Annotated in this window: 13 protein-coding genes; 4 read left to right on the forward strand and 9 right to left on the reverse strand. The window is 47.5% G+C overall.

The window, feature by feature from the left end:
- Positions 1-110: 110 nt before the first annotated feature.
- The gene (locus ACTL4S_RS07375; RefSeq protein ID WP_180038619.1) at positions 111-1,571 is read right to left on the reverse strand and encodes an ATP-binding protein; all 1,461 of its coding nucleotides are present in this window, start codon (positions 1,569-1,571) and stop codon (positions 111-113) included.
- 249 nt (positions 1,572-1,820) lie between these two features.
- Positions 1,821-2,585: an osmolarity response regulator transcription factor OmpR gene (gene ompR, locus ACTL4S_RS07380; protein ID WP_004278590.1), complete on the reverse strand. Its 765-nt coding sequence runs from the start codon at positions 2,583-2,585 to the stop codon at positions 1,821-1,823.
- Positions 2,586-2,920: 335 nt separating this feature from the next.
- Between ompR and ACTL4S_RS07385 the strand changes: the two genes are divergently transcribed.
- Entirely contained in the window at positions 2,921-5,275 is a 2,355-nt protein-coding gene (locus ACTL4S_RS07385; RefSeq protein ID WP_441299045.1) for a Tex family protein, read from the forward strand.
- Between the two features lie 58 nt (positions 5,276-5,333).
- On the opposite strand, the gene ACTL4S_RS07390 is transcribed toward ACTL4S_RS07385, so the two are convergent.
- From ACTL4S_RS07390 to ACTL4S_RS07415, 6 genes are all read right to left on the reverse strand, one after another.
- On the reverse strand, positions 5,334-5,651 hold the full coding sequence (locus ACTL4S_RS07390) for a hypothetical protein (RefSeq protein ID WP_441299046.1): 318 nt from the start codon (positions 5,649-5,651) through the stop codon (positions 5,334-5,336).
- A gap of 60 nt (positions 5,652-5,711) precedes the next feature.
- On the reverse strand, positions 5,712-6,791 hold the full coding sequence (locus ACTL4S_RS07395; protein WP_441299047.1) for a patatin-like phospholipase family protein: 1,080 nt from the start codon (positions 6,789-6,791) through the stop codon (positions 5,712-5,714).
- Positions 6,792-6,944: 153 nt separating this feature from the next.
- Entirely contained in the window at positions 6,945-8,564 is a 1,620-nt protein-coding gene (locus ACTL4S_RS07400; protein ID WP_441299048.1) for an ABC1 kinase family protein, read from the reverse strand.
- A 12-nt stretch (positions 8,565-8,576) separates the two neighbouring features.
- The gene (locus ACTL4S_RS07405; RefSeq protein ID WP_180087450.1) at positions 8,577-9,254 is read right to left on the reverse strand and encodes a ubiquinone biosynthesis accessory factor UbiJ; all 678 of its coding nucleotides are present in this window, start codon (positions 9,252-9,254) and stop codon (positions 8,577-8,579) included.
- Between the two features lie 12 nt (positions 9,255-9,266).
- Positions 9,267-10,211: a bifunctional demethylmenaquinone methyltransferase/2-methoxy-6-polyprenyl-1,4-benzoquinol methylase UbiE gene (gene ubiE, locus ACTL4S_RS07410; protein WP_004647333.1), complete on the reverse strand. Its 945-nt coding sequence runs from the start codon at positions 10,209-10,211 to the stop codon at positions 9,267-9,269.
- 146 nt (positions 10,212-10,357) lie between these two features.
- Positions 10,358-11,062, reverse strand: coding sequence for a DUF8198 family protein (locus tag ACTL4S_RS07415; protein WP_441299049.1), 705 nt, complete (start codon positions 11,060-11,062; stop codon positions 10,358-10,360).
- A gap of 205 nt (positions 11,063-11,267) precedes the next feature.
- On the opposite strand from ACTL4S_RS07415, the gene pap reads away from it, so the two are divergent.
- Positions 11,268-12,686 carry a polyphosphate:AMP phosphotransferase gene (pap, locus tag ACTL4S_RS07420; protein ID WP_004729341.1) on the forward strand — a complete coding sequence of 473 codons (1,419 nt, stop codon included), beginning with the start codon at positions 11,268-11,270 and terminating at the stop codon, positions 12,684-12,686.
- Positions 12,687-12,740: 54 nt separating this feature from the next.
- On the opposite strand, the gene ACTL4S_RS07425 is transcribed toward pap, so the two are convergent.
- Positions 12,741-13,241: a hypothetical protein gene (locus ACTL4S_RS07425; RefSeq protein WP_004278581.1), complete on the reverse strand. Its 501-nt coding sequence runs from the start codon at positions 13,239-13,241 to the stop codon at positions 12,741-12,743.
- Between the two features lie 176 nt (positions 13,242-13,417).
- Between ACTL4S_RS07425 and ACTL4S_RS07430 the strand changes: the two genes are divergently transcribed.
- Together ACTL4S_RS07430 and ACTL4S_RS07435 are read left to right on the forward strand one after the other, a co-directional pair.
- Complete coding sequence (locus tag ACTL4S_RS07430; RefSeq protein ID WP_441299050.1) at positions 13,418-17,122, forward strand: exodeoxyribonuclease V subunit gamma; 3,705 nt, start codon at positions 13,418-13,420, stop codon at positions 17,120-17,122.
- Positions 17,123-17,126: 4 nt separating this feature from the next.
- The gene (locus tag ACTL4S_RS07435) at positions 17,127-21,251 is read left to right on the forward strand and encodes a UvrD-helicase domain-containing protein (protein ID WP_441299051.1); all 4,125 of its coding nucleotides are present in this window, start codon (positions 17,127-17,129) and stop codon (positions 21,249-21,251) included.
- The last annotated feature ends 40 nt before the right edge of the window (positions 21,252-21,291 follow it).

Here is a 21,291-nt window from a genome sequence, read left to right on the forward strand (position 1 = left end):
AAATGTAGGTATAATAAAAAATGATGATTTTTAAATGATTGAATTCGTGAACTATAAAATGAATTGTATAGAAAAACTAAAAAGTCATTTGTTGAATTACTGATCACTTCTTAAAAGTGATCAGTCAAGGTTTGGCGAATTTTATCGAGTGTAGTGGCGGGGGGAAGTGTCTCAGGGTTCGCCTGATTCACGGGTAGTGAAATGATAGCTTCCAGCCCACCTTCAGGACGATTATGGATACGTAATTGACCATGGTGAATATCGACAATCCGTTTAACAATGGCCAGCCCCAAGCCACTGCCTTGTACCGTTCGTGCTGAATTGCCCCGAACAAAAGGCTGCATTAAGGCTTCAATCTGATCTTCCGGAATGCCTTCGCCATGGTCTGCGACACAAATCAACAGTTGATCTTCTTCAACATGCGCAGAAAGCTCAATTGGTTCTGAACCATAGCGTTTTGAGTTGTTGATCAGATTGCCAATCAGTCTTTTTAGCGACATGCTACGTGCCTGAATGGTCGGTATATCTTGTGGGGTGAAACGGATATCTAGCGGTTTAAACTGCTTGACCAGTTCCTGTAGCAGTACATTGACATTGGTGTCCTGCGGTTCTTCATCGGAACCGTCGCGCATATAGGAAATGAACTGATCCAGAATCGCGTCCATATCTTCGACATCATAAATCAGGCCTTCTTTGAGAAAGTCTTCATCTGGCATCATTTCGGCACTGAGGCGGATTCGGGTTAAGGGCGTGCGCAAGTCATGTGAAATGCCGGCCAGCATGATTCGGCGTTCCCGCTCGGTCTGGTCCAGCGTATAAATCATCTGATTAAAGGCATGATTGACCTGACGGATTTCCAGTGGACCATGATTGGTATCTAGATAGGGTGCTGAGCCGATTCGGCTATAACTGTTGGCGGCATTCTGCAAACGGCGTAAAGGACGGTTGAGCTGACGCACCAAGGTCAAAATAATGATGCCGACAATAATCGGCGTGCCAAGCAACCAGCCCAAAATCAGTTCATTGCTATAGTTGGCATACGTCTTTAAAGGTTCCTGTACCCAGTGGCCATTCATTTCAGGGGTCTGGATCCAGATACGTGGACTCGGCTTAAACTGGAAATAGACCGTGGCTTGTTCGATGCGTAATTCTTTGGCCAGTTTGGTTTCGATCTGCCGGGTAAAAAACTCTGCAATCAGCTTTTCTCGAACCGTGGGATATTCTGCCGGATTGGTGACATATTCAATGCCGACCCGATTTCTTAACCAGTCATCGATATCGACTTCCTGCTGTTTATGATACAGGCGCAGATCGGGATTGTTGAGAATTTCCAGTTCCATGGCCAGATAACGCGCATGTTGCTGGATTTCAGGTAAAAACAGGGTACGCCAAAAGAACCACAAGGACATGAACAGGCTAAAACAGACCACAAAAACCACCAGTACCGTGGTACGCATGGCAGCAGAACGCGGCTTGATCTTGTCGAGAAAGCGTTCCCCGCGGGTACGCTTTTTTTCCGAGTAGCTGACAAAATCGGTAAATTTTTGTGGATCGATGGGGTCGAGTTTCACACCAGCTCCCTGTTGGCATTTTCCAAATTGAGCAGTAATAATAATTTGTAATGGAATCTTACTGCTTGAACCTTCGATGGAAGGAGCTTGTTGTGTTACTTTTTTTGAAAAAAGTAACCAAAAAACTTTGCCATTCGCTGAACTCGCGCATTTGTATACGAGCCTTTAAAGAAGGGGAGGCTCAAACAGCAGCGAATGGCTTTTAGGGACAATAAATTGGGGTAATCTTTTATCCTAATAAGTTTTTCTTTATTCAGCACCATCTGGAACAAAGACATAACCCACACCCCATACAGTCTGGATATAACGTGCACGCGCTGGGTTTTCTTCCACTAAACGGCGTAAACGTGACACCTGAACATCAATTGAACGTTCCATGGCACCCCATTCACGGCCACGCGCCAGATTCATCAGCTTGTCGCGGGTTAATGGTTCGCGTGGATGTTGAACCAGTGCTTTCAGTACCGCAAACTCACCAGTAGTGAGCGTTACCACTTGGCCTTCACGGGTCAGAGTGCGGGTAGAGAGATCTAGCGACCATGGGCCAAAAGAAACCACTTCCATCTGTTGGCTTGGTGCACCCGGCACTTCACGTACCTGACGGCGCAATACCGCACGAATACGTGCCAGCAGCTCATTCGGGTTAAACGGTTTAGGCAAGTAATCATCGGCACCTGCTTCTAAACCGGCAATACGATCCGAGTCGCTACCACGAGCGGTGAGCATAATGATAGGCGTATCGATATTGGATTGGCGTAAACGACGACAGATACTCAAGCCATCTTCGACCGGAAGCATAAAGTCGAGCACGATCAGAGAAAACAGTTCCCGCTGTAAAAGTCGATCCATCTGCGTGGCATCATGTGCAGTTTTGACCACAAAGCCTTTATCTTCGAGAAAACGCTGTAATAAGGTACGCAGACGAACATCATCATCAACCACCAGGATCCGTTCGACCCGGTCCGTTTCGGTATGTACGGCATCGGCTTTTTCAGCAGGTACAACTAAACTCATGAGATGCTCCTTTATTCTTTATTGTCGTCATAAACAAAAATCAAATAGGCTTTGAGTATACGATTCATTAATATTAATTGACTATGCTCTAAAGCACCAAATATTGCAGTTAAAATCAAGACATAGATACCAAATATATACATCTAAATGAGCAAAAAATACGATTTTAAGCTGGATAAAAAGCAAAGTTCATACAAACTTTATCGGGAAAAGCAGAAAACTATGGCACTTCATAATATAAAGATGAGGTAAATTAATAAAAACAATGGTGGATTTTATAGACCCGGTCTTTATAATCATGCCATTTAGTACTTATCCTTGTGGGATCAAACACGATGACTGACTTAGTTCAGCAGTTGGCAAAAGAACTTGCCGTACGTCCAAATCAAGTTGAGGCTGCCATCAAGCTTATTGATGAAGGTGCCAGTGTTCCTTTTATTGCACGTTACCGTAAAGAAGTAACGCAAGGCTTGGACGATACGCAACTACGTCAACTCGATACGCGTTTATCATACTTGCGTGATTTGTATGAGCGCCGTGACAAGGTGATTGAATCACTCAAAGAACAAGATAAATTGTCTGATGACTTATTGGCGCGTGTGAATGCAGCGGAAACCAAAAATGCATTAGAAGAAATTTACGCGCCGTACCGTCCAAAACGTACCAGTAAATCATTCAAGGCCAAAGAAGCCGGTCTAGGCCCGATTGCCGAAAAAATCTTTAATGAAGCCGTTGATCCAGCTGAAGCTTTGGTGGGTTTTAGCCATGAAGATTATCCAGATACTGAAAGCCAGCTTGATGCGATCCAGCATATCCTGATTGATGACTGGGCGCAAAATATCGCGCTGACCACTGAACTTAAAGCGACATTTGCAAAAACTGCCGTGCTGAAAAGTTTGGTTGCCAGTGATGAGAAAAAAGAAGTCGGTAAAAAATTCCGTGATTATTTCGATTTCTCTGAAAACTTGAATAAAGTGCCTTCACACCGTTTATTGGCGATGCTGCGTGGCCGTCAAGAAAACGTTTTAGGCCTGAAAGTGGATGGCGAAGATGATGCCCCGTTGGCGCGTATTGAAACTGAATACAATCTTGAAACTGTTCAGCCACAAGCGCGTCAGGATTTCTTGAAGCAAACTGCAAAACTATTTTGGCTCGGTAAAGTTCGTCCAACGATCGAACATTCATTGCTGACTGAAAAACGTCTGGCTGCTGAAACAGAAGCGATGAACGTCTTTGCTGAAAACCTGCGTCATTTACTGCTTTCTGCACCTGCAGGCGCACGTACCACTTTGGGCGTGGACCCGGGTATCCGTACCGGTGTGAAACTGGCGGTAGTGAACGAGTCTGGTGATGTTCTTGCACACAGCACGATTTATCCATTTGCACCAAAAGAAGATAAAGAAGGTTCACTGGCCGAGCTGGCGCGTTTATGCCGCGAGTTCAATGTTGACCTGATCGCGATTGGTAATGGTACTGCAAGCCGTGAAACTGAAGCTTTAGTTGCTGAAATGATGGCTGCGAACAGTGATCTGAAAATGACGCGTGTTTCTGTATCTGAAGCAGGTGCATCGGTGTATTCAGCATCTGAACTAGCTTCACAGGAACTGCCTGAACTAGATGTATCTATTCGTGGTGCGGTATCGATTGCACGCCGTTTACAAGATCCACTAGCAGAACTGGTGAAAATCGATCCGAAATCGATTGGTGTGGGTCAGTATCAACATGACGTGAACCAGACCGGTCTGGCGAAAACCCTTGAAGCGGTCGTTGAAGACTGTGTGAACTCAGTGGGTGTGGATGTAAATACTGCATCAGCAGCAATTCTGGGTTATATCGCGGGTCTGAATAAATCGATCGCACAGCAAATTGTGGAATTCCGTAAGGAAAATGGTCGTTTTGACAATCGTCAGTCTTTGAAAAAAGTACCACGTTTAGGCGAGCGTACTTTTGAGCAGGCTGCGGGCTTCTTGCGTATTCAAGATGGTACAGAACCACTGGATGCGTCTGCAGTTCACCCTGAGTCATATGCTTTGGTGAGCAAAATTGTTGAAGCAAAAGCAACGACTGTAAAAGACATCATTGGCAATACTGAAATCATTCGCCAAGTGAATGCAGAAGAATTTGCAGACGAGAAATTTGGTCTGCCGACGATTCAAGACGTATTGGCTGAACTGGAAAAACCGGGCCGTGACCCGCGTCCAGAATTCCGCACTGCTAAATTCCGTGATGACATTACTGAAGTTGCGCAATTGTCTGAAGGCATGCAACTGGAAGGTGTAGTCACTAACGTGACTAACTTCGGTGCATTTGTCGATGTGGGCGTGCATCAAGATGGTTTGGTACATATTTCTGAACTTGCCAATGAATTCGTCGCTGATCCGCATAAAGTGGTGAAACCGGGTCAAATCGTACAAGTCCGTGTTTTGAATGTGGATGCTGAACGTAACCGTGTGAATTTATCGATGCGTCCAGAAGGTTCTGAAGCTCCGGCGAAAGCACCACGTCAGCCACGTCGCGAGAATAATGAGCCACGTGGTGAACGTAAGTCTCAAGGTAAACGTCCACAGCAAGCACGTCCGCAAGGTGAGCGTCCTCAGGGCAAGAAACCTCAAGCGGCTAAACCACAAGAGCAAAAAATTGGTGGTTTGGGTGCATTGCTATTGCAAGCAGGGATTAAAGGTTCTAAATAATTTTCAGATATCTTTAATTTAAAAAAACCTCCCAATTGGGAGGTTTTTTATTGGATCATTATGAGTTAATCATCGGCACAATCCAGCTGGTAATGATCAGTAAAATACCCAAATGCCCCAATTTTCGTGTCACATAGACCAGTTTCGACGGTGGCTGTTCCAGTCGTTTTGCATATTCTTCCATGGTAATGCCTTGTTTACCTTTACTGGTCAATAAAAATACACCCAAGTCGATACAGATCAGAATCGTACCGATATCGGCGACCAGTTCCATCAGGACAAAATCCTGTCTATACAGCGACATGCTGACGCTATAAATCAGATAAATGGCAAAGGCCAGACACAGGTATTGCAGGACAACTAAAAACTTCTGCATAAATCTCAACAGTTCACAAAATTAAAGCAATTATACAAATAATCGGGCAGCTGCGGCCAATTACAAGGTTTGCATCACCTCAGCAAAATTCTGCTTCTCGACCAGTTCCAGAAATTCATCGCCCAGACGCTGACTTTCCGCAATACATTGCTTCCAGAGCTGAATGCGTTGGGCCTGGTCCAAACCTTTTAAGTTAAAGTCTTTACGGTCAGGCAAACGACCCAAAGGCAAACTTTGCAGATATTGCTGCGATGGAGAAAGCAGCAAAGTTCGTGCCTGATTTTCCGGATTTGAGGTACGTTTAAATAACTTGTCAAACCAGCCGGGGGTAATGCTATCGGTAAAATGTGGATACAGCACAATACCTTTGCTCTGAAAGGGCAGGTCAATGTGATAGTCAATCAGGCCACCATCGCGATAATAACCCTGCGGCGCATCCGGAATATTGTTCACCGCTGCCATCACCCCGGGAATAGACGCTGAAGCCATCAACCAGGACAACACACTCTGTTCGGTTAGTGCATGATAATGCGTGGTAAATCCATCTTCAGCGATTTTAAACTGTTCACCGATATTGGGCTGGCTGATTACACGTTGCATGAAATGACGGCTGTGCCGGCGCGCGACTGCGGTCGTTCCAAGAATTCCAGCCACAGAAGCCAACAACGGCAATGCCTTGTCACTCTGGAAAATGTGTTGGGCTTTAATTGAAATGACTGCGAGATGATAATCTGGATGATTGACCAGATCGTTTTCTTTGCCTTGTACCAGATCCAGCAGCATGCCACGGCAGATGTCGCTGACATCCTGACGGGTCATTTTTTTATGAAAATAGAGGTTGGTATACAGCTCAGCTAAGCGTTCGGTTCCCTGTTGAGCACCATGTGCAGCCATACTGGCAAAGCGCCAGCTGCCAATCGAAGAACCCACCAAAGTTCTACGGTGAGGTGCACGTGGAAAAAACTCACCAAAAATCGCCTGATCCAGTCCCTGGATACCGATACCTTTGGGGCCACCTGCAGCACCAGGTACAATATCGACTTGTTCGGGTTGCAAACCTTGTTGCAGAATCAGCTCACGTGCCAGATGGCCGGCACGAATCGTCAGAGCAGGCGCACGTTTTTGTAAAATCTGTACCATGGTTGAACCTATACTAGCCAAATGTGTGCTTATTTTAAGCGATAGGTCTTAGGACCCAATGGCAAGATATGTCCTAAGGTGACTTTGGAGTCATGCGATGCCCAGAAAATAAAAAACCTGAACAGTGTCAGGTTTTTTTAAAAGCTCATTTAGTTATTTCGCAATCCGCCAGACGGCCAGTACACTCGCCAGTACAATCAGAATCACCGACACAAACCACGGTGAAATAATCGCAATTGCCAGCAGAATGGCCATGACGCTGCCAAACATCCAGCTACGCTTCTGTTGATGTTCCATTTGCAGGCGCATGCTTTGTAATTCATTGAGCTGTTTGGCATGCCAGGCCGACTGATTTTTTAAACCGTTTAAGCTGTCGATCATCAGGGTCGGTAAATCCTGTGCCCCTAAAAGTAGATCCGGGATTTTCTGTCCTAGTTCTTTCAGGTTCTTTTGCGGATTCATCTGGGCCTTGATCCAGTCCGTCAGAATTGGTTTGGCCAGACTCCAGATATCCAGTTCCGGATAAAGATCGGTTCCCAGACCTTCGACATGGACTAATGTTTTTAGTAACAACATTAATTGAGGTGGAATTTCCAGATGGAAACGACGCGCGATATCCATGACTTCAATCAGAATGCCGGCAAAGTCCAGTTCATGCATCGGTTTTGAGACCATTGGCCCCACACTGCGGCGCATTTCACGAGCCAACGCATCCTGATCAGTTCCCGGTGGAATCCAGCCGGCCTGATGCACCACCTGAATCAGCTGCATAAAGTCGCTGTTCATGACCGCCAGTAGCATGCGTGCTACGGTCATCTGGTCGTGTTTGGACAGTTCGCCCATAATCGCGCAGTCCAGCGCAATAAAGCGCGGATTGGCCGGATTGATGGTTTCTACAAAGACGTTGCCGGGATGCATGTCAGCATGGAAGAAGTTATCGCGGAACACCTGGGTAAAGAAGATGGTCAGGCCTTTACGCGCCAGATCGGCCCGATCCATGCCCAACCGGTCAAAGGTCGCGATATCTGAAATTGGTACCCCGGTAATACGCTCGGCCACCAGCACGTCTTTGCTGTCCATGTAAATTTCCGGCACATACATCATGCTCGAGCCGGTAAAATGATGGCGCATGCGGCGGGTATTGTCTGCTTCCAGCGTCAGGTCTAGTTCATTCAGAATGATCTGTCGATAATCCTGAATGATTTCCGACAGGTGCAATGCGCGGGCAGCTTCCAGACGTTTTTCCAGAAATTGACCGAGCCATTCCAGAATTTCAAAATCCTGCAAAATCTGCTGGCGAATATTCGGGCGGGTGACTTTAACCACCACTTCACGGCCATCATGCAGGGCAGCCGTATGCACCTGAGCAATCGAAGCTGCAGCCAGTGGCTGGGTATCGAAACGCGCGAATAGGGTATTTACATCAGCTTTCAGGGATTCCTGAATGCGCATCTTGGCCACGTCATTATCAAATGGCTTGACCCGGTCTTGCAGTAACACCAGTTGCTGTAAAACTTCAGGTGGAATCAGGTCACGGCGGGTCGAGAGCAGTTGACCGAGCTTGATCGCCAACGGCCCCATTTCTTCTAAAGCCAGTTTCAGCTTGAGCGGATTTTTACGTTCACGACTGGACCAGGCAGCCGGATGCATCCGGATGAGGGACAGCACATGCCGGGATTTTTCTGGTAATTCTTCCACAGGAAACAACGTGTCGAGTCGATAGTGCGCGGCGATGCGCCAAAGTTCGAGTAAACGTGAAACATGCGGAATCATAAAGCTGTGTACCTAGTCTTGAGTAGAATTGTTTGAGGCATCAATTTGAGCCTGAAGCTGATGGATTTTTGCTTCAACCCGATCTAAATTTTGATTCAGGATACGGGTGTCCTGATTCAGGTCATCCATTTGCCAGCGGGGGGCAAACAGACCGCTGTCTTCTTTTAAGGCATCTTCGGCAAAAAATAATTGACTTTGCAGGGTGCGTTTTAGCTGCTTGGGCAGCAGTTGCAATTTACCAATTTCATGCGCCAGTGTCGGGCCAATCCAGGGGCTTAAGTGCGCCGCCAGATCTAATTCTGCCTGTTGCATGATGCGCTGGATTTCCTGCAATAACTTGTAGTCGCCTTGCAATGGAATATTGCCGACTTCATCGGAAAGCAGCAGCTTGAGTAATTCCACCACATTGCTGACCTGCAAGGTTGCGGTCGCTTCAAGGACTGTCGCGGAACTTGCGTCAAATGGACGTTGTTCAAAGACCGAAGGTGTTTCGGTATGACCGGTTGCCGTTGGTTCCAGACGAACTTTGCTTTCATCAAAAAAAACATCGACCGAAAGCTGCGGCGAGGCGATCACCACCCGCAGCATCTTACCGGACAGAGCATTCAGCTGGATGCGGGTAATGGCATCCAGATCAATGATATGATGAATCACGCGTTCAACAGCACCGAGTGCCAGAATTGACCACATAGGCAAGGAACCTTAAAGTTTGAAACCGCGGTGAACCGCAACAATCCCGCCAGTCAGGTTGTGATAGTCACAATTCTGGAAGCCGGCATTTTCCATCATGCCTTTCAGGGTGCGCTGGTCCGGATGCATACGGATCGATTCAGCCAGGTATTTATAGCTTTCTGCATCATTGGCAATGATTTTACCCATGATTGGCAATGCTGTGAACGAATACAGGTCATATAGTTTAGAGAATGGCTCAAACACTGGTTTAGAAAATTCTAGCACTAGTAAACGGCCACCTGGCTTGAGTACACGGTACATCGCAGCAAGTGCAGCATCTTTATCGGTCACGTTACGTAGACCAAAAGAAATCGTTAAAAGATCGAAGCTGTTGTCTGCAAATGGTTCTAAGGTTTCGGCATTGGCCAAAACGAAATCGACATTGGTACAGCCCGCATCAATCAGACGGTCACGACCGACATTCAGCATCGATTCGTTAATATCAGACAGTACCACATGACCCGTCGGGCCCACTTCACGGCTAAAGACTTTAGCCAAGTCGCCAGTACCACCCGCGATATCCAGCACATGCTGGCCACGGCGTACACCTGACATATTGATTGCAAAACGCTTCCACAGGCGATGAATACCAAAAGACATCAAGTCATTCATGATGTCGTATTTGCTCGCTACAGAGTGGAACACTTCTGCGACTTTCTGGGCTTTTTCTTCGCTGTTTACAGTTTGATAGCCGAAGTGCGTGGTTGAGCCGACGTTACCCGTATTGGCACCGCGTGGCAGATTATATTTGGGCACAGTACCCGTCACAGGCGTGTCAGTCAGACGTTGTTCTAAAGATTGTTGCTGACCTTGCGGGGTGCCTTGTGGAAGGGGTTCAGTTAAGAATGGGCTCACTTTGTCTGTCTGTTGTGCCGACTCGGGGGTAGGGGTAGGCGTTGTATTTTCATTCGACATTGGAGTCACTCCTAACATATCAATCGGGTTAATCTTGCATTGTCTGCATCATGACAGATTCTAAAGGCTTATTCAGCAATCATGATGCAATTGTTATGAATAATATACAGAAAAATTCACGCTTGGCAGAAATACTCATCGGGTATTTACTGAAATGGTAGCGGATCGCCAGAATGTACTTTCTCGATAATCTGGCGTTCGGTTGCCGTGAACGTGCGTACAAATTTTTCTGCCGATTTGAGTGGCTTCATGGCCAGAAAACCATCCTGCATAAATTCATACATCACCTGAAAGTTATATTTATTCGCCGCGCCTTTACACATTTTAAAGGCCGTATAGACCACAAATGAACGCATGTATTTATCCAGACTCATGCCGAGCTGATCCAGCAGAGCCAACTGTTTCAAGCGTGCTTCACCCTGATCCAGTTTGAGATAAGTCAGGCGCATCATCTCGTCAGTCAGCGGTTCATGCGGATGATAATCCTGTAATAACTGAATTGCGACCTGTTCATCCAGCTGTACCGCCAGAATAGCCAGCTCTACACCTGAGGTGCCGGTTTTAATCGCATTTTCCGGAATAACTTTTTCTGCTTTATGCGCATATTTCATCAGCCGGGCAATCTGTTCTGCCAGCGCATCAAAGTCAGCGCCGCCGTAGAGACGGTTCAGGAAATATTCGGACATCAACTGGTTTTGTTTTTCAGCAAAATGAGCACGATGGGTGCGCTGCATGCGGACTTTCTGCCAGGCCTGCACATCCTGTAAACGGCTTAAAATGTCAGGCCGGGTGTGATAAGCCAGTTGATAATAATGCGCTAACAGATCATCGAGTACGGCAAGTTTGGACATGAGGCTTCAATTATGATTGGAGGATGCAAGAATCTTAGAGTCTGCCGGACAATCCTGCTATGACAAATTGAACAGAGATCGGGCATTTGTATGTCAATCTGTTGTTTAAATAGCCAATTTAATCGTGTGAAAAACGTTGCGAGAGCTATTTTTGCGCTGAAACTCCTCGCTATACTGCAAATAGAATAAAAGATCAGGGTTGAAGATACGTATGGAACAACCACAATTTCAGTTAATGGATGAAGATCAGCTGTCTGTCGAGCTGATTGATGCCCAATATAATTTAAAAAAGACTCGTGGCCAGAAAAATGCCAAAAGTCTGGTGATTCTGGTGAATGGCATTGAGCTGGCCGGCAAGGGTGAAGCGGTCAAACAGCTACGTGAATGGGTCGATCCACGCTATTTGCGCGTGAAAGCCGATAAGCCCCAGCTAGCCGGCCCGAAGCAGACCTTGTGGCAACCTTATGCGCGTTTTATTCCTGCCGAAGGCCAGATCATGGTGCTGTTTGGTAACTGGTACAGTGATCTGCTTGGCAGTGCCATGCAAGCTGAAAGCCCGCTGAGTGATGCACAGTTTGATGAATATCTGCAAGAGATGCAGGCCTTTGAACAGGACCTGAAAAATAACCATGTCGATGTGATCAAGGTCTGGTTTGACCTGTCCTGGAAAGTCTTGCAAAAACGTCTGGATGCCATGGATCCGAGTGAAACTCACTGGCATCAACTGCATGGTCTGGACTGGCGCAATCGCAAAGAATATGACACCTTGCAGCGCCTGCGTCAGCGCTTTACCGAGGACTGGTTCATTATTGATGGCGAAGATGAGCAGCAGCGCGACCAGCAATTTGCCCAGTATATCCTGAGTGCCTTGAAACATTGTCCGGATCATCCCGCCAGAGCCAAGGGAAGATGGAAACAGGCCAAGATTCCCGAGCAGTTAAAACATCCTTCCAAGACTCAAGCCCAGCCAGAAGATTACAAACCGGAACTAAAAAAATTAACCGCGAAGGTCGCCAAAGCCATGCGTTCCGATTCGCGTAATGTGGTAATTCTGTTTGAGGGCATGGATGCTGCTGGCAAGGGCGGCGCGATCAAGCGGATTGTCAAAAAACTGGATCCACGTGAATATGAAATTCATACCATTGCCGCACCAGAAAAATATGAGCTGAGCCGTCCTTATTTATGGCGCTTCTGGACCAAGCTGCAAACCGATGATGATATCTGCATTTTTGACCGTTCCTGGTATGGTCGGGTATTGGTAGAACGGGTAGAAGGGTTTTCTAGTCCGGTAGAATGGCAGCGAGCTTATGCGGAAATTAACCGTTTTGAACAGAGCCTGGTCAAGCATCAAACGGTGATTGTGAAAATCTGGCTGGCCATTTCTAAAGAGGAACAGGCAGCACGGTTCAAGGCGCGTGAAGATACACCGCATAAGCGTTTTAAAATTACTGAAGAAGACTGGCGTAACCGGGAGCGCTGGGACGATTATCTGAAAGCGGCAGCCGATATGTTTGAACATACTTCGACTGAGGAAGCGCCTTGGCACATTATCGCGTCTGATGATAAACATACCGCACGGGTCGAAGTATTAAAGGCTATTTTAAAACAGCTTCAGGCAGAATAATCTGCCTGAAGTAAGAGTATCTAGAGGGCTGCAAAAATTCAGCTCACCCGGATTTTAACCTTGCGCCACCTGTTTTTGCTGGATATTTTTAGCTGCACGGTAGCATTCCTCTACATGTGCTTCAGCAATCTTTTTCATGACAAAATAGCCCAGACTTGCCGCCACCAGTTGGCCGCCCAGCGGAATGAATTTTGTGACTTGCTTTGTGATCACTTTCGCTGCAACATTGTTCAAAGATTTTTTAACTGCCGTACGTGCGACCACCAGACCAGAAAATTCTACGCCGCGTTTACGCAACTCATTCCAGTGCACCTGACGGGTTTTTGGATCATAGACACTGATCTGGTCAGGCGCCAGGCCGAAGCGGGCATTGATCTCGGGAATCAATTGCGACAAGATACCGATATCAATGACCACGTCCATAAACGGCACTGGAATAACCGCAGCACCGGCAGAATAATAGGCGCGTTTTTTGGTGAGTTCCAGGCACTCGGCGCGGATTTGTTCTAAATCTAGGCTCGGATCGAGACGTTCAGGAATTTTATCTAATTTCATGGGCACTACCTAAGCTCTATGTTGTTTTTTCTATTCAAGCATCTTTAAGATGCTTTTTTCAAAGAAATTTTTCGACTGAAGTGTGGTTTTAAAGTGTCATAGAGCGCTCGGGATGTATAGTAAATAATCTTTATCGTTTTGTAGTAAGAACCACATTCAGCAGTTCAGGGGAACCAATGGCCATCCATGTTATTCAGAGTCAACGTATTGATGTGCTTTTGGATAGTATGCTGCGTATTGTCAACCAGACTGCCCGGAATCCATTTGAGGTGTTACAAACCCGGCATTTTATTGTGCCATCTCCGGCAGTAGAAACTTGGCTGACCCAGAAAATTGCCGAGAAAAAAGGTATTAGCGCCAATACCCAGTTTCATCACCGGATTCGCGCCTTTCAATGGACTTCCTATCAATGGGTATTGAATGCGCCTAAAGAAGTGGAGCAGGTCCGTGAAGCCAATATTCCGCGCATTATCATCAAATGGCGCGTGTTTCAGGCATTGCGTAAATGTATTCTGCCTGAACAGATTCCTTTAGACGTCGATCATCCGCTGTATTCTATTGTGAAGCGGATTTATGACAGTGCTGACCGGCTGGAGCAGGGTACAGAGAAGCAGCTGAAAAAACAGAGCATGCTGTACTGGGTAGCCGAGCAGGTGTCGCGTTTGTTTAGCCATTATATGGATTATCGTGGTTATTGCGCGCGTAACTGTCCTCCAAACAACTGTAGTTGTCCGAGTAACTGGTTAGAGTCCTGGGGGCAGGATATTGCGCTCGATATCGAGCAAATGATCTATAGCCCCAAAGATGAAAATGGCCATGAGATGCAGGTGGCGGATTTTGTCAAGATTCAGGCGCGTGAACTGGAAGCCTGGCAACGCTGGTTGTGGCAGCATGTATTTCAGGATGACTATGCCAAAATCCTGGAGATTGAACGCCTGTATTGGGAGCGGCTGGAGAATGCAGAAACCCGCGCCCAGGCTCTAAAACGACTACCGGCCCAGATTGTGGTATTTAGCCTGCTAGAACTGCCACCCAGCCAGCTGGATTTTTTACGCCGTCTGGGGCAATACATTGATATCTATATTTTTCACTTCAACCCCTCGCAGGAATACTGGGCCGACAGTGTCGATCCGGACTGGAAAGCCAGGTTTGATTTGCAGCGGGAAGAGCGCTTTATTCAGCGTTTTGAAAAAACCCGTCAACGTAAACCGAATGATGCGGAAATAAAAGACTTCAGGATCAAGCAGCTGAACTTTAATGCCGAAGACCGGGAATCGCGGCATCCGCTTCTGACCCGATTCGGCAAGCAGGCACGGGATCATTTTTCTCTACTCTCTAAACTGTCTTCGGGGGAAGAGGGTCTCTGGGCCGATGTCTTTGTCGATGAATATCAGGACAGGCTGCTGGCCAAAATCCAGTCAGATATCCTGTATTTGCTCGAGCCTGAACAGCATCAATATGCTTTAAGCCCTGACGATGATTCGGTACAGATTCATGTCTGTCATTCTTCATTACGTCAGCTGGAAGTCCTTAAAGAACAGCTGATTCACTGGCTGGCTCAAGATACGAATGACGTGCCGCGTCAGCCTAGTGATATTCTGGTGCTGACGCCAAGTCTGAAAGAACTCGAACCGGCAATTCGCAGTGTCTTTGCCCCGCCACCGCGTGAGCGCGAGACTGGTAGCAAACGCCTGCAGAAAGATAACCTGTATTTACCGATCCAGATTGCCGGAGTATCGCGTTTGGATGTCAGTAATGCCTGGCGCGCGGTACTGGGCCGGATTCAGTGGGTACGTCGCCGTTTCAGTATTGAGGACTTTGCCGACTGGCTCAGCCTGAATGCCACCCAGCAGTATTATGGTCTGGACTATAGTCAGGTAGAACGGATGTTGCAGTTGCTGACAGATGCTGGCTTCAAGCGTGGACTGGATCAGCAGCATTTACAGCAAAGCCTCAGCGCAGGCGATGAGGATTACCGGTTTAGCTTTAAATTCGCCCTGGACCGTCTGGCGTTGGGTCTGGCGATTCCTGAACATACCCTGTTTCAGGACACCTTGAGTTATGCCAAGGTTCTGACCAGTGATTTTCCCTTGATATCCACCCTGATCCGGATTTATCAAGATCTGGTACAGCGCCGTGACTGGCTGACTTTACATGAAACTGGACAACGCACGCCAGTCAAAACCTGGCTGGAATATCTGCGCGCCGATCTGAATGAATTTCGTGACGCTGGAGTAGAATCGCTCAAAACCGTTGCCGAAATTATCGACAAGCAAATGCGGATGCTGACCCTGGCCGATTATCATGATCAGGATGATCCACATGCCAGTCAGGAACTGGTGGCACTGAGTTTGCCTCTGCCTTATGTGCTGGAAGAAATTCAGAATACCTTGGAGATGCAGCTGGATCAGGCCGAACCGACCGGGCAGATTACCTTTAGCCAGATTGGCCAGATCCGGCCATTGCCTTATAAACTGGTGGTGATGCTGAATCTGGATAGCGGTAAATTTCCGAGCCGTAATCAACAGGTTCCGTTTGACCTGATGCGCAGCCTGAAGCCGCAACTCGGTGACCGTTCCCGTCTGGATGACGAGCAGGGCGCTTTTCTGGATGCCTTGCTGCTGGCACAGGAAAATCTATGGCTGTTCTATAATGGCTTTGATCTGGAGGATGGTGAGGCTCGCGATCCATCCACTGCCTTGCAGGAACTGGTTCAGCATATCGCGCTGATCTGCCAGTCTGAACAGCCGGATGCCGAAATCGATCCGATGGTGGATATTCATGGTCTGTCAGTCGCTCAACATATTCGGCAGCTTTATCATGTGCATCCCTTGCAGCCTTTTGATCCGGCCGGATTCGCAGATATGCAGACACCGCGCTATCAGGATCAGTGGTTTGCGGTAGCAGAGTATATTCGTAGTGCCGAAGGCAAGCGCAGCAGCTGGATCAATGCACATTATCCGGCATTGGAACAAAAAGAAATCCGGGTACTCAAAGGCGATGAATGGATCCGCGATATGATTTTCCCGGCACGTCTATTCCTGAAAAGTGTCGGGGTTTCCACGATTCGCTATGCCGATTTGCCGAGTTCCCGGGAACCCCTATTACTGAACAAGCTGGAACAGTATCAGGTACGGGATTTCCTGTTGCAACAAGAGCAGGAGATTGAGCCGAACCTGATGCTAGACCGTTTGCCAGTGGGCAAAACCCAGCAAGCCACCTGGCTGGGCAGCCAGCAGGAACAGCAGTTATTGCAAGAACGTTTGCTGCAGTTGGGTAAAGAACTGACGCCAGTTACCCAGCAATCCTGGCAGTTCAGTCCTGAACTGATCATTCATATTAACGTGCCTCAGGTTCCAAACAGCAGCTACTGGCTGAGTATGCAATCCTCTTCGGCCTCGGAAAAACGCCGTGCCCAGATCTGGCTGGAGTATCTGCTGTGGCTGGCTTACTTAAATGATGATGCACGCTCTCCAGAACTGGAGCGCATTGTCATTTTCAGTAATAAAACCCTGAAGTTTTCTGGCTTGAGTTCGAGCAAGGCACATGAGTATTTGCAGCTCTGGTTAAAGGCATGGAAAATTGGTCAACAGCAGCCGCTGGTCTTGCCGGCAGAATTACTGATGAAAAAAGAATGGCAGTGGGCCGAGAATGAACATGGCAAAATGACTATTGTGGAAATGCCCGAATTGCTAAAGGCCTGGAACAACAGCTATGAGAGTGCCAAACCTTTGGCTTCGGATGAATCCAGTCTGCTGCATCAGGATTGGCAATTTATTTTGCAAGATCAGGATCCGGATCTGGCCTTGCAAAATTGCTGCCATGATTTTGCTCATGGCCTGTATGCGCCGATTCATCAACATCTGGAGTGGGTGAAATAGCCGTATGACTTTCTTAAAGCAGCAGATGCAAAAAGCCATTTCCACCAATCCGATTCAAGACATGAAGTTTCGGGGCCTACACTGGATTGAAGCCTCGGCAGGCACCGGCAAGACCTATACGCTATCCAGTCTGATGGTGCGGATTTTTCTGGACCAGTATTATCCGCATCAGGTGATTGCGACGACATTTACCCGTAAGGCCACGGCTGAACTGAAAAACCGGGTACGGCTTCGCGTCGAGGAAACGCTGGCTTATATCCAGCGTCATCAGCAGCTCAATTCAGTTGAAATCACAGCAAAAATCCAGAATGAAACCGATCCTTTATTTCAGCAGGTACTGAAAGATTATGGTTCACGGCTGGATTATGCCCGTCGCCGTTTACGTCTGGTGCTGAACCAGCTGGATGAACTGTTTGTTGGCACCCTGGACAGCTTTAGCCAGAAACTGTTACGTGAATTTGCATTTGAAAGTGGCAAGATTGAACGTGCAGAACTGACCGAAGATCAGGATCTGTATATCCAGCAGCTGATTCATGATGTGCTGCGTGACTGGATTCAGCAACAGCCGCAATATATGGTCAATCATCTGTATGTCCAGAATCTGCTGAAACCGGTGGAGCATTATACCGGGCTGGTGCGTGATGCCCTGAATTTCAGTAAGCAGCATTTTCGCAAGATCGAACCGGCTGAATGTGACCTGAACAAATTGGAAGCCTGTATTAGCCAATTATTAAATATTCAGGAGCATGATCTTGCCGTGATGCGGCGTTATTGTCAGGAAAGTCCGAAGTATTTTCACAAGAGTTTTTTGACCAAGTTAACCGAAATTTGTGAAAACTTTATGACCTGGAGCGCAGCCCTGAAAAATCAGGGTGGCATGAGTTTCTTTGATGCTGAATTGCAGCCGATTTTACTGAATCTGTGCCATTTGCGCCGCAAGAAAACCGATTTCCAGCCGACCACTCAGGTCTTTAACAAAAGCTGTCCGGATGCAGAGCATCAGCTGATTTTGCAACATAGTCTGATCGTGGCAATTGATGCGCTGTGTGAGGTCAAACAGTATCTGGATGAGCAGCTGCAACAGCTTACGACCTATCTGGAATTTCATATTATTCAAAGTGTGCAGACCCGTTTGCCACAAACCTTGCAGCAGCAGGGTGAAACCACTTTTTCCCAGCAAATTCGTACATTGGCGGAAGCATTGCAAGGCCAGCAGGGACAGCGTTTTGCCCAGTTTGTACAGGCACGTTATCCGCTGATTCTGGTCGATGAATTTCAGGACACCAATCAGGATCAGGATGATTTGCTGGCCAAGATCTGGCGTGATGCCAACCGGGTGCAGTCCGGCTGCATGATTATGGTCGGTGATCCGAAACAGGCAATTTACGGTTTCCGTGGCGGCGACATGCTGACGTATAACAAGGCACACGCTGACGTACGTCACAAGCAGGGTCGTGAATATACCCTGATGCAGAACCATCGTTCAGTCAAACCACTCGTAGAAGTGGTTGATGCGCTGTTCCAGCGGCAAATGGATTTTGGCGAACAGGTGCAGTATACCCTGATTCAGGCGGGCAGTCGTCCGCATCCGGATCTCATCGATAGTGGGGGATGTAACCCGCAGCCATTACGCTGGATTCAGCTGGGTGAATCGGATGTAGAAGCAGATCAGGTGGCTTGGAAAATCCGTGCATTGCTGAATCAGTCTGCCCATCAACAACTGTACTTTCAGCAGCAAGAGCATCAGCAAAGCCTGAGTGCAGATGATATTGCCGTACTGGGGTTTGGACATTTTGCCCTGGAACAGGTGAAGCAGCGTCTGCAGCGTATGGGCATTCCCTGCTATAAAGAGTCCAAACAGAGCGTGTTTACCAGTCCAATCGCTCAGGATGTGGCAGCAGTATTGACGGCGATCATGGATCCTTTCAATGAGGCCAAGGTCAAGCGGGCTTTACTAACTCGTCTGCTGGGCTTCAATCTGAAAAAACTGATTGATTTGCAAGGCCAGAGTGAAGGCCTCAGTCGCTATATTGCGGATCTGGATATCATTCGGGAAATGTGGTTTGAGAAAGGCTTTTTGACCGCCTGGAATTATGCACTGAACCTGTTTCAGGTCTGGACCAATCTGGTGACCAGTCAAAGTCTGGACAATGAGCGGGTGGTGGTCAATTTGCGCCATCTGACCGAGATGCTGAGCCAGCAGAGTGAATATTATCAGGGGGCGCAAAAACTCTATCACTGGTATTTGCGCCAGCTTCAGTCACCTTCAGGCAAGGACAGCGAAAAAGAACGCAAGCTGTCTGGGGATCATGGGGTGCAGCTGATGACCATTCATGCCTCCAAAGGGCTGGAATTTAAAGTGGTGTTTTTATTGGGAGCCGATGCTGCTTTTGATGTGAATAAAGGCAACCTGAATTTTTCCCTATCTGCGCCTGAAGAGGACAATATTCTGGAACAATCCCGGGTGATTGCAGTCAATCACAAGAATTTACATGAGCAGGCGATTCTGCAGAATGCAGCGCGTAATGCTGCCGAAAACCACCGGCTCTGGTATGTGGCGCTGACCCGTGCCAGTCACCGGGTATATGCCATGCTGCAAGATCAGAACGCACAGTCCGATTCCGGGCTGGCCTTCTGGCGTGGTCAGGGAGATCAACGGTTTCAACATGCTTTAAGTCTGGTCGAGCCGTCCCTGTCTCAGGAACCACCGCGTCTGGTCGAGCAGTCGAACCATCATCAGATTGACATGCGGGCGCAACCTTTGCCAGAGCGGCAGTTTTATCCGCGAACCAAAACCAGTTTTACGGCTTTGTCACAGCATCAAGTACATGGACATATCTTGCAGGACGATCTGGTTACGGCTTCAGAACAGCCCGACAGTGCTGCCGATGAAATTCATTTTACCGGTCTGGAAGAACAGCCAGCAGCTGTGCCCCTAGACTGGATTAGGCTGAATTTTCCTAAAGGCACCGTAGCCGGAACATTCTTGCACAGCATTTTTGAACATATTGATTTTCAGGACAGCAGTTACTGGAATCTGGAAATCCGGCGCCGTTTTAAAAATACCGTACCGCAAATCTGGCAGGAACTGAAAGAAAAATTTGAACAGGCTTTTCATATACGTAGTGTACTGGAACAGGCTTTTTCCCTGCATTATCAGGCCGCTGTGGTGAATCTGCGAACCTTGTTTCAGGCCACAGCTCAGGCAGATTTCAAAGCCGAGGAATTGCGTCATAGTATGCAGCGCGTATTGTCCAGCCTGAACTATAAGTTATTGACCGGAATTCGCCTGCATGACCAAAGTGAAGTTTATCGCCAGCAATGGCAGCAGCTGTTTCACTCGGCACAACAGCTCGAGCGTTCAGCTCTGCTGGAATTTTTAGGTCAGTTTCGAGTGTATTTCGATGGGCTGGAGGATGACTCCTTTATCCAGTTTTTTGAACAGGAAGTGGCCCAGCTCACACGCCCTGCAAGTACTGAATCACTGAATGTGGACAATATTTTCCAGACTGCATTTGATGGCTTGCTGGACGAGATCACAGAAGATATTTTGCTGAACCTGGTGCATGACTGGGTACATGACATTCTGGCCACTCCGATTCAGGCAGATTTTGCCTTGGCACAGCTGGAGGCTAAACAGTATCTGTCAGAATTTCCTTTTTATCTTTCCTTGATCGATGCCCCTTTGCAGATTCGGCAAATCCATCAGCTTTTTCTCGAACATGACATTGTCATGAGCGATTTTAATGAAGCTAAGTCGGCACGTTATCTGACCGGTTCCATCGATCTGGTGTATTTCGATGGCCAGCGCTACCATATTGCCGATTATAAAAGTAACTTCCTCGGACCTGATCAGCAGCACTATAGTGCTGAGGCGATTCAGCAGAATATGAGCCAGTCCAGTTACTGGTTGCAGGCCGCTTTGTATCTGGTGGCGCTGCATCGTTATCTGAGTGCCAATATGGAGGGTTATTCGATCACACAGCATCTGGGCGGCGCGACCTATCTGTATTTGCGCGGGGTGAATGGACAGGCGCAGCAAGGAGCTTATCATTGGCAACCCGATATCGAATTTATAGAAAAACTGGATCGAATATTGGGCTATTTTGAGCAGAAAAAATCAGCATGATTTTGCAGTTTTATAAAATATATAGAGATTAAACAGAAAA

Source organism: Acinetobacter lwoffii (assembly GCF_052078135.1).
GTDB classification, from domain to species: Bacteria; Pseudomonadota; Gammaproteobacteria; order Pseudomonadales; family Moraxellaceae; genus Acinetobacter; species Acinetobacter lwoffii_Z.

Coding starts and splice junctions, on each gene's coding strand:
- ompR (WP_004278590.1), bottom strand. CDS start 2,585: ATGAGTTTAGTTGTACCTGCTGAAAAAGCCGATGCCGTACATACCGAA.
- ACTL4S_RS07405 (WP_180087450.1), bottom strand. CDS start 9,254: ATGTGGTCAATTCTGGCACTCGGTGCTGTTGAACGCGTGATTCATCAT.
- ACTL4S_RS07390 (WP_441299046.1), bottom strand. CDS start 5,651: ATGCAGAAGTTTTTAGTTGTCCTGCAATACCTGTGTCTGGCCTTTGCC.
- ACTL4S_RS07400 (WP_441299048.1), bottom strand. CDS start 8,564: ATGATTCCGCATGTTTCACGTTTACTCGAACTTTGGCGCATCGCCGCG.
- ACTL4S_RS07425 (WP_004278581.1), bottom strand. CDS start 13,241: ATGAAATTAGATAAAATTCCTGAACGTCTCGATCCGAGCCTAGATTTA.
- ACTL4S_RS07395 (WP_441299047.1), bottom strand. CDS start 6,791: ATGGTACAGATTTTACAAAAACGTGCGCCTGCTCTGACGATTCGTGCC.
- ACTL4S_RS07430 (WP_441299050.1), top strand. CDS start 13,418: ATGGCCATCCATGTTATTCAGAGTCAACGTATTGATGTGCTTTTGGAT.
- ACTL4S_RS07385 (WP_441299045.1), top strand. CDS start 2,921: ATGACTGACTTAGTTCAGCAGTTGGCAAAAGAACTTGCCGTACGTCCA.
- ubiE (WP_004647333.1), bottom strand. CDS start 10,211: ATGTCGAATGAAAATACAACGCCTACCCCTACCCCCGAGTCGGCACAA.
- ACTL4S_RS07415 (WP_441299049.1), bottom strand. CDS start 11,062: ATGTCCAAACTTGCCGTACTCGATGATCTGTTAGCGCATTATTATCAA.
- ACTL4S_RS07435 (WP_441299051.1), top strand. CDS start 17,127: ATGACTTTCTTAAAGCAGCAGATGCAAAAAGCCATTTCCACCAATCCG.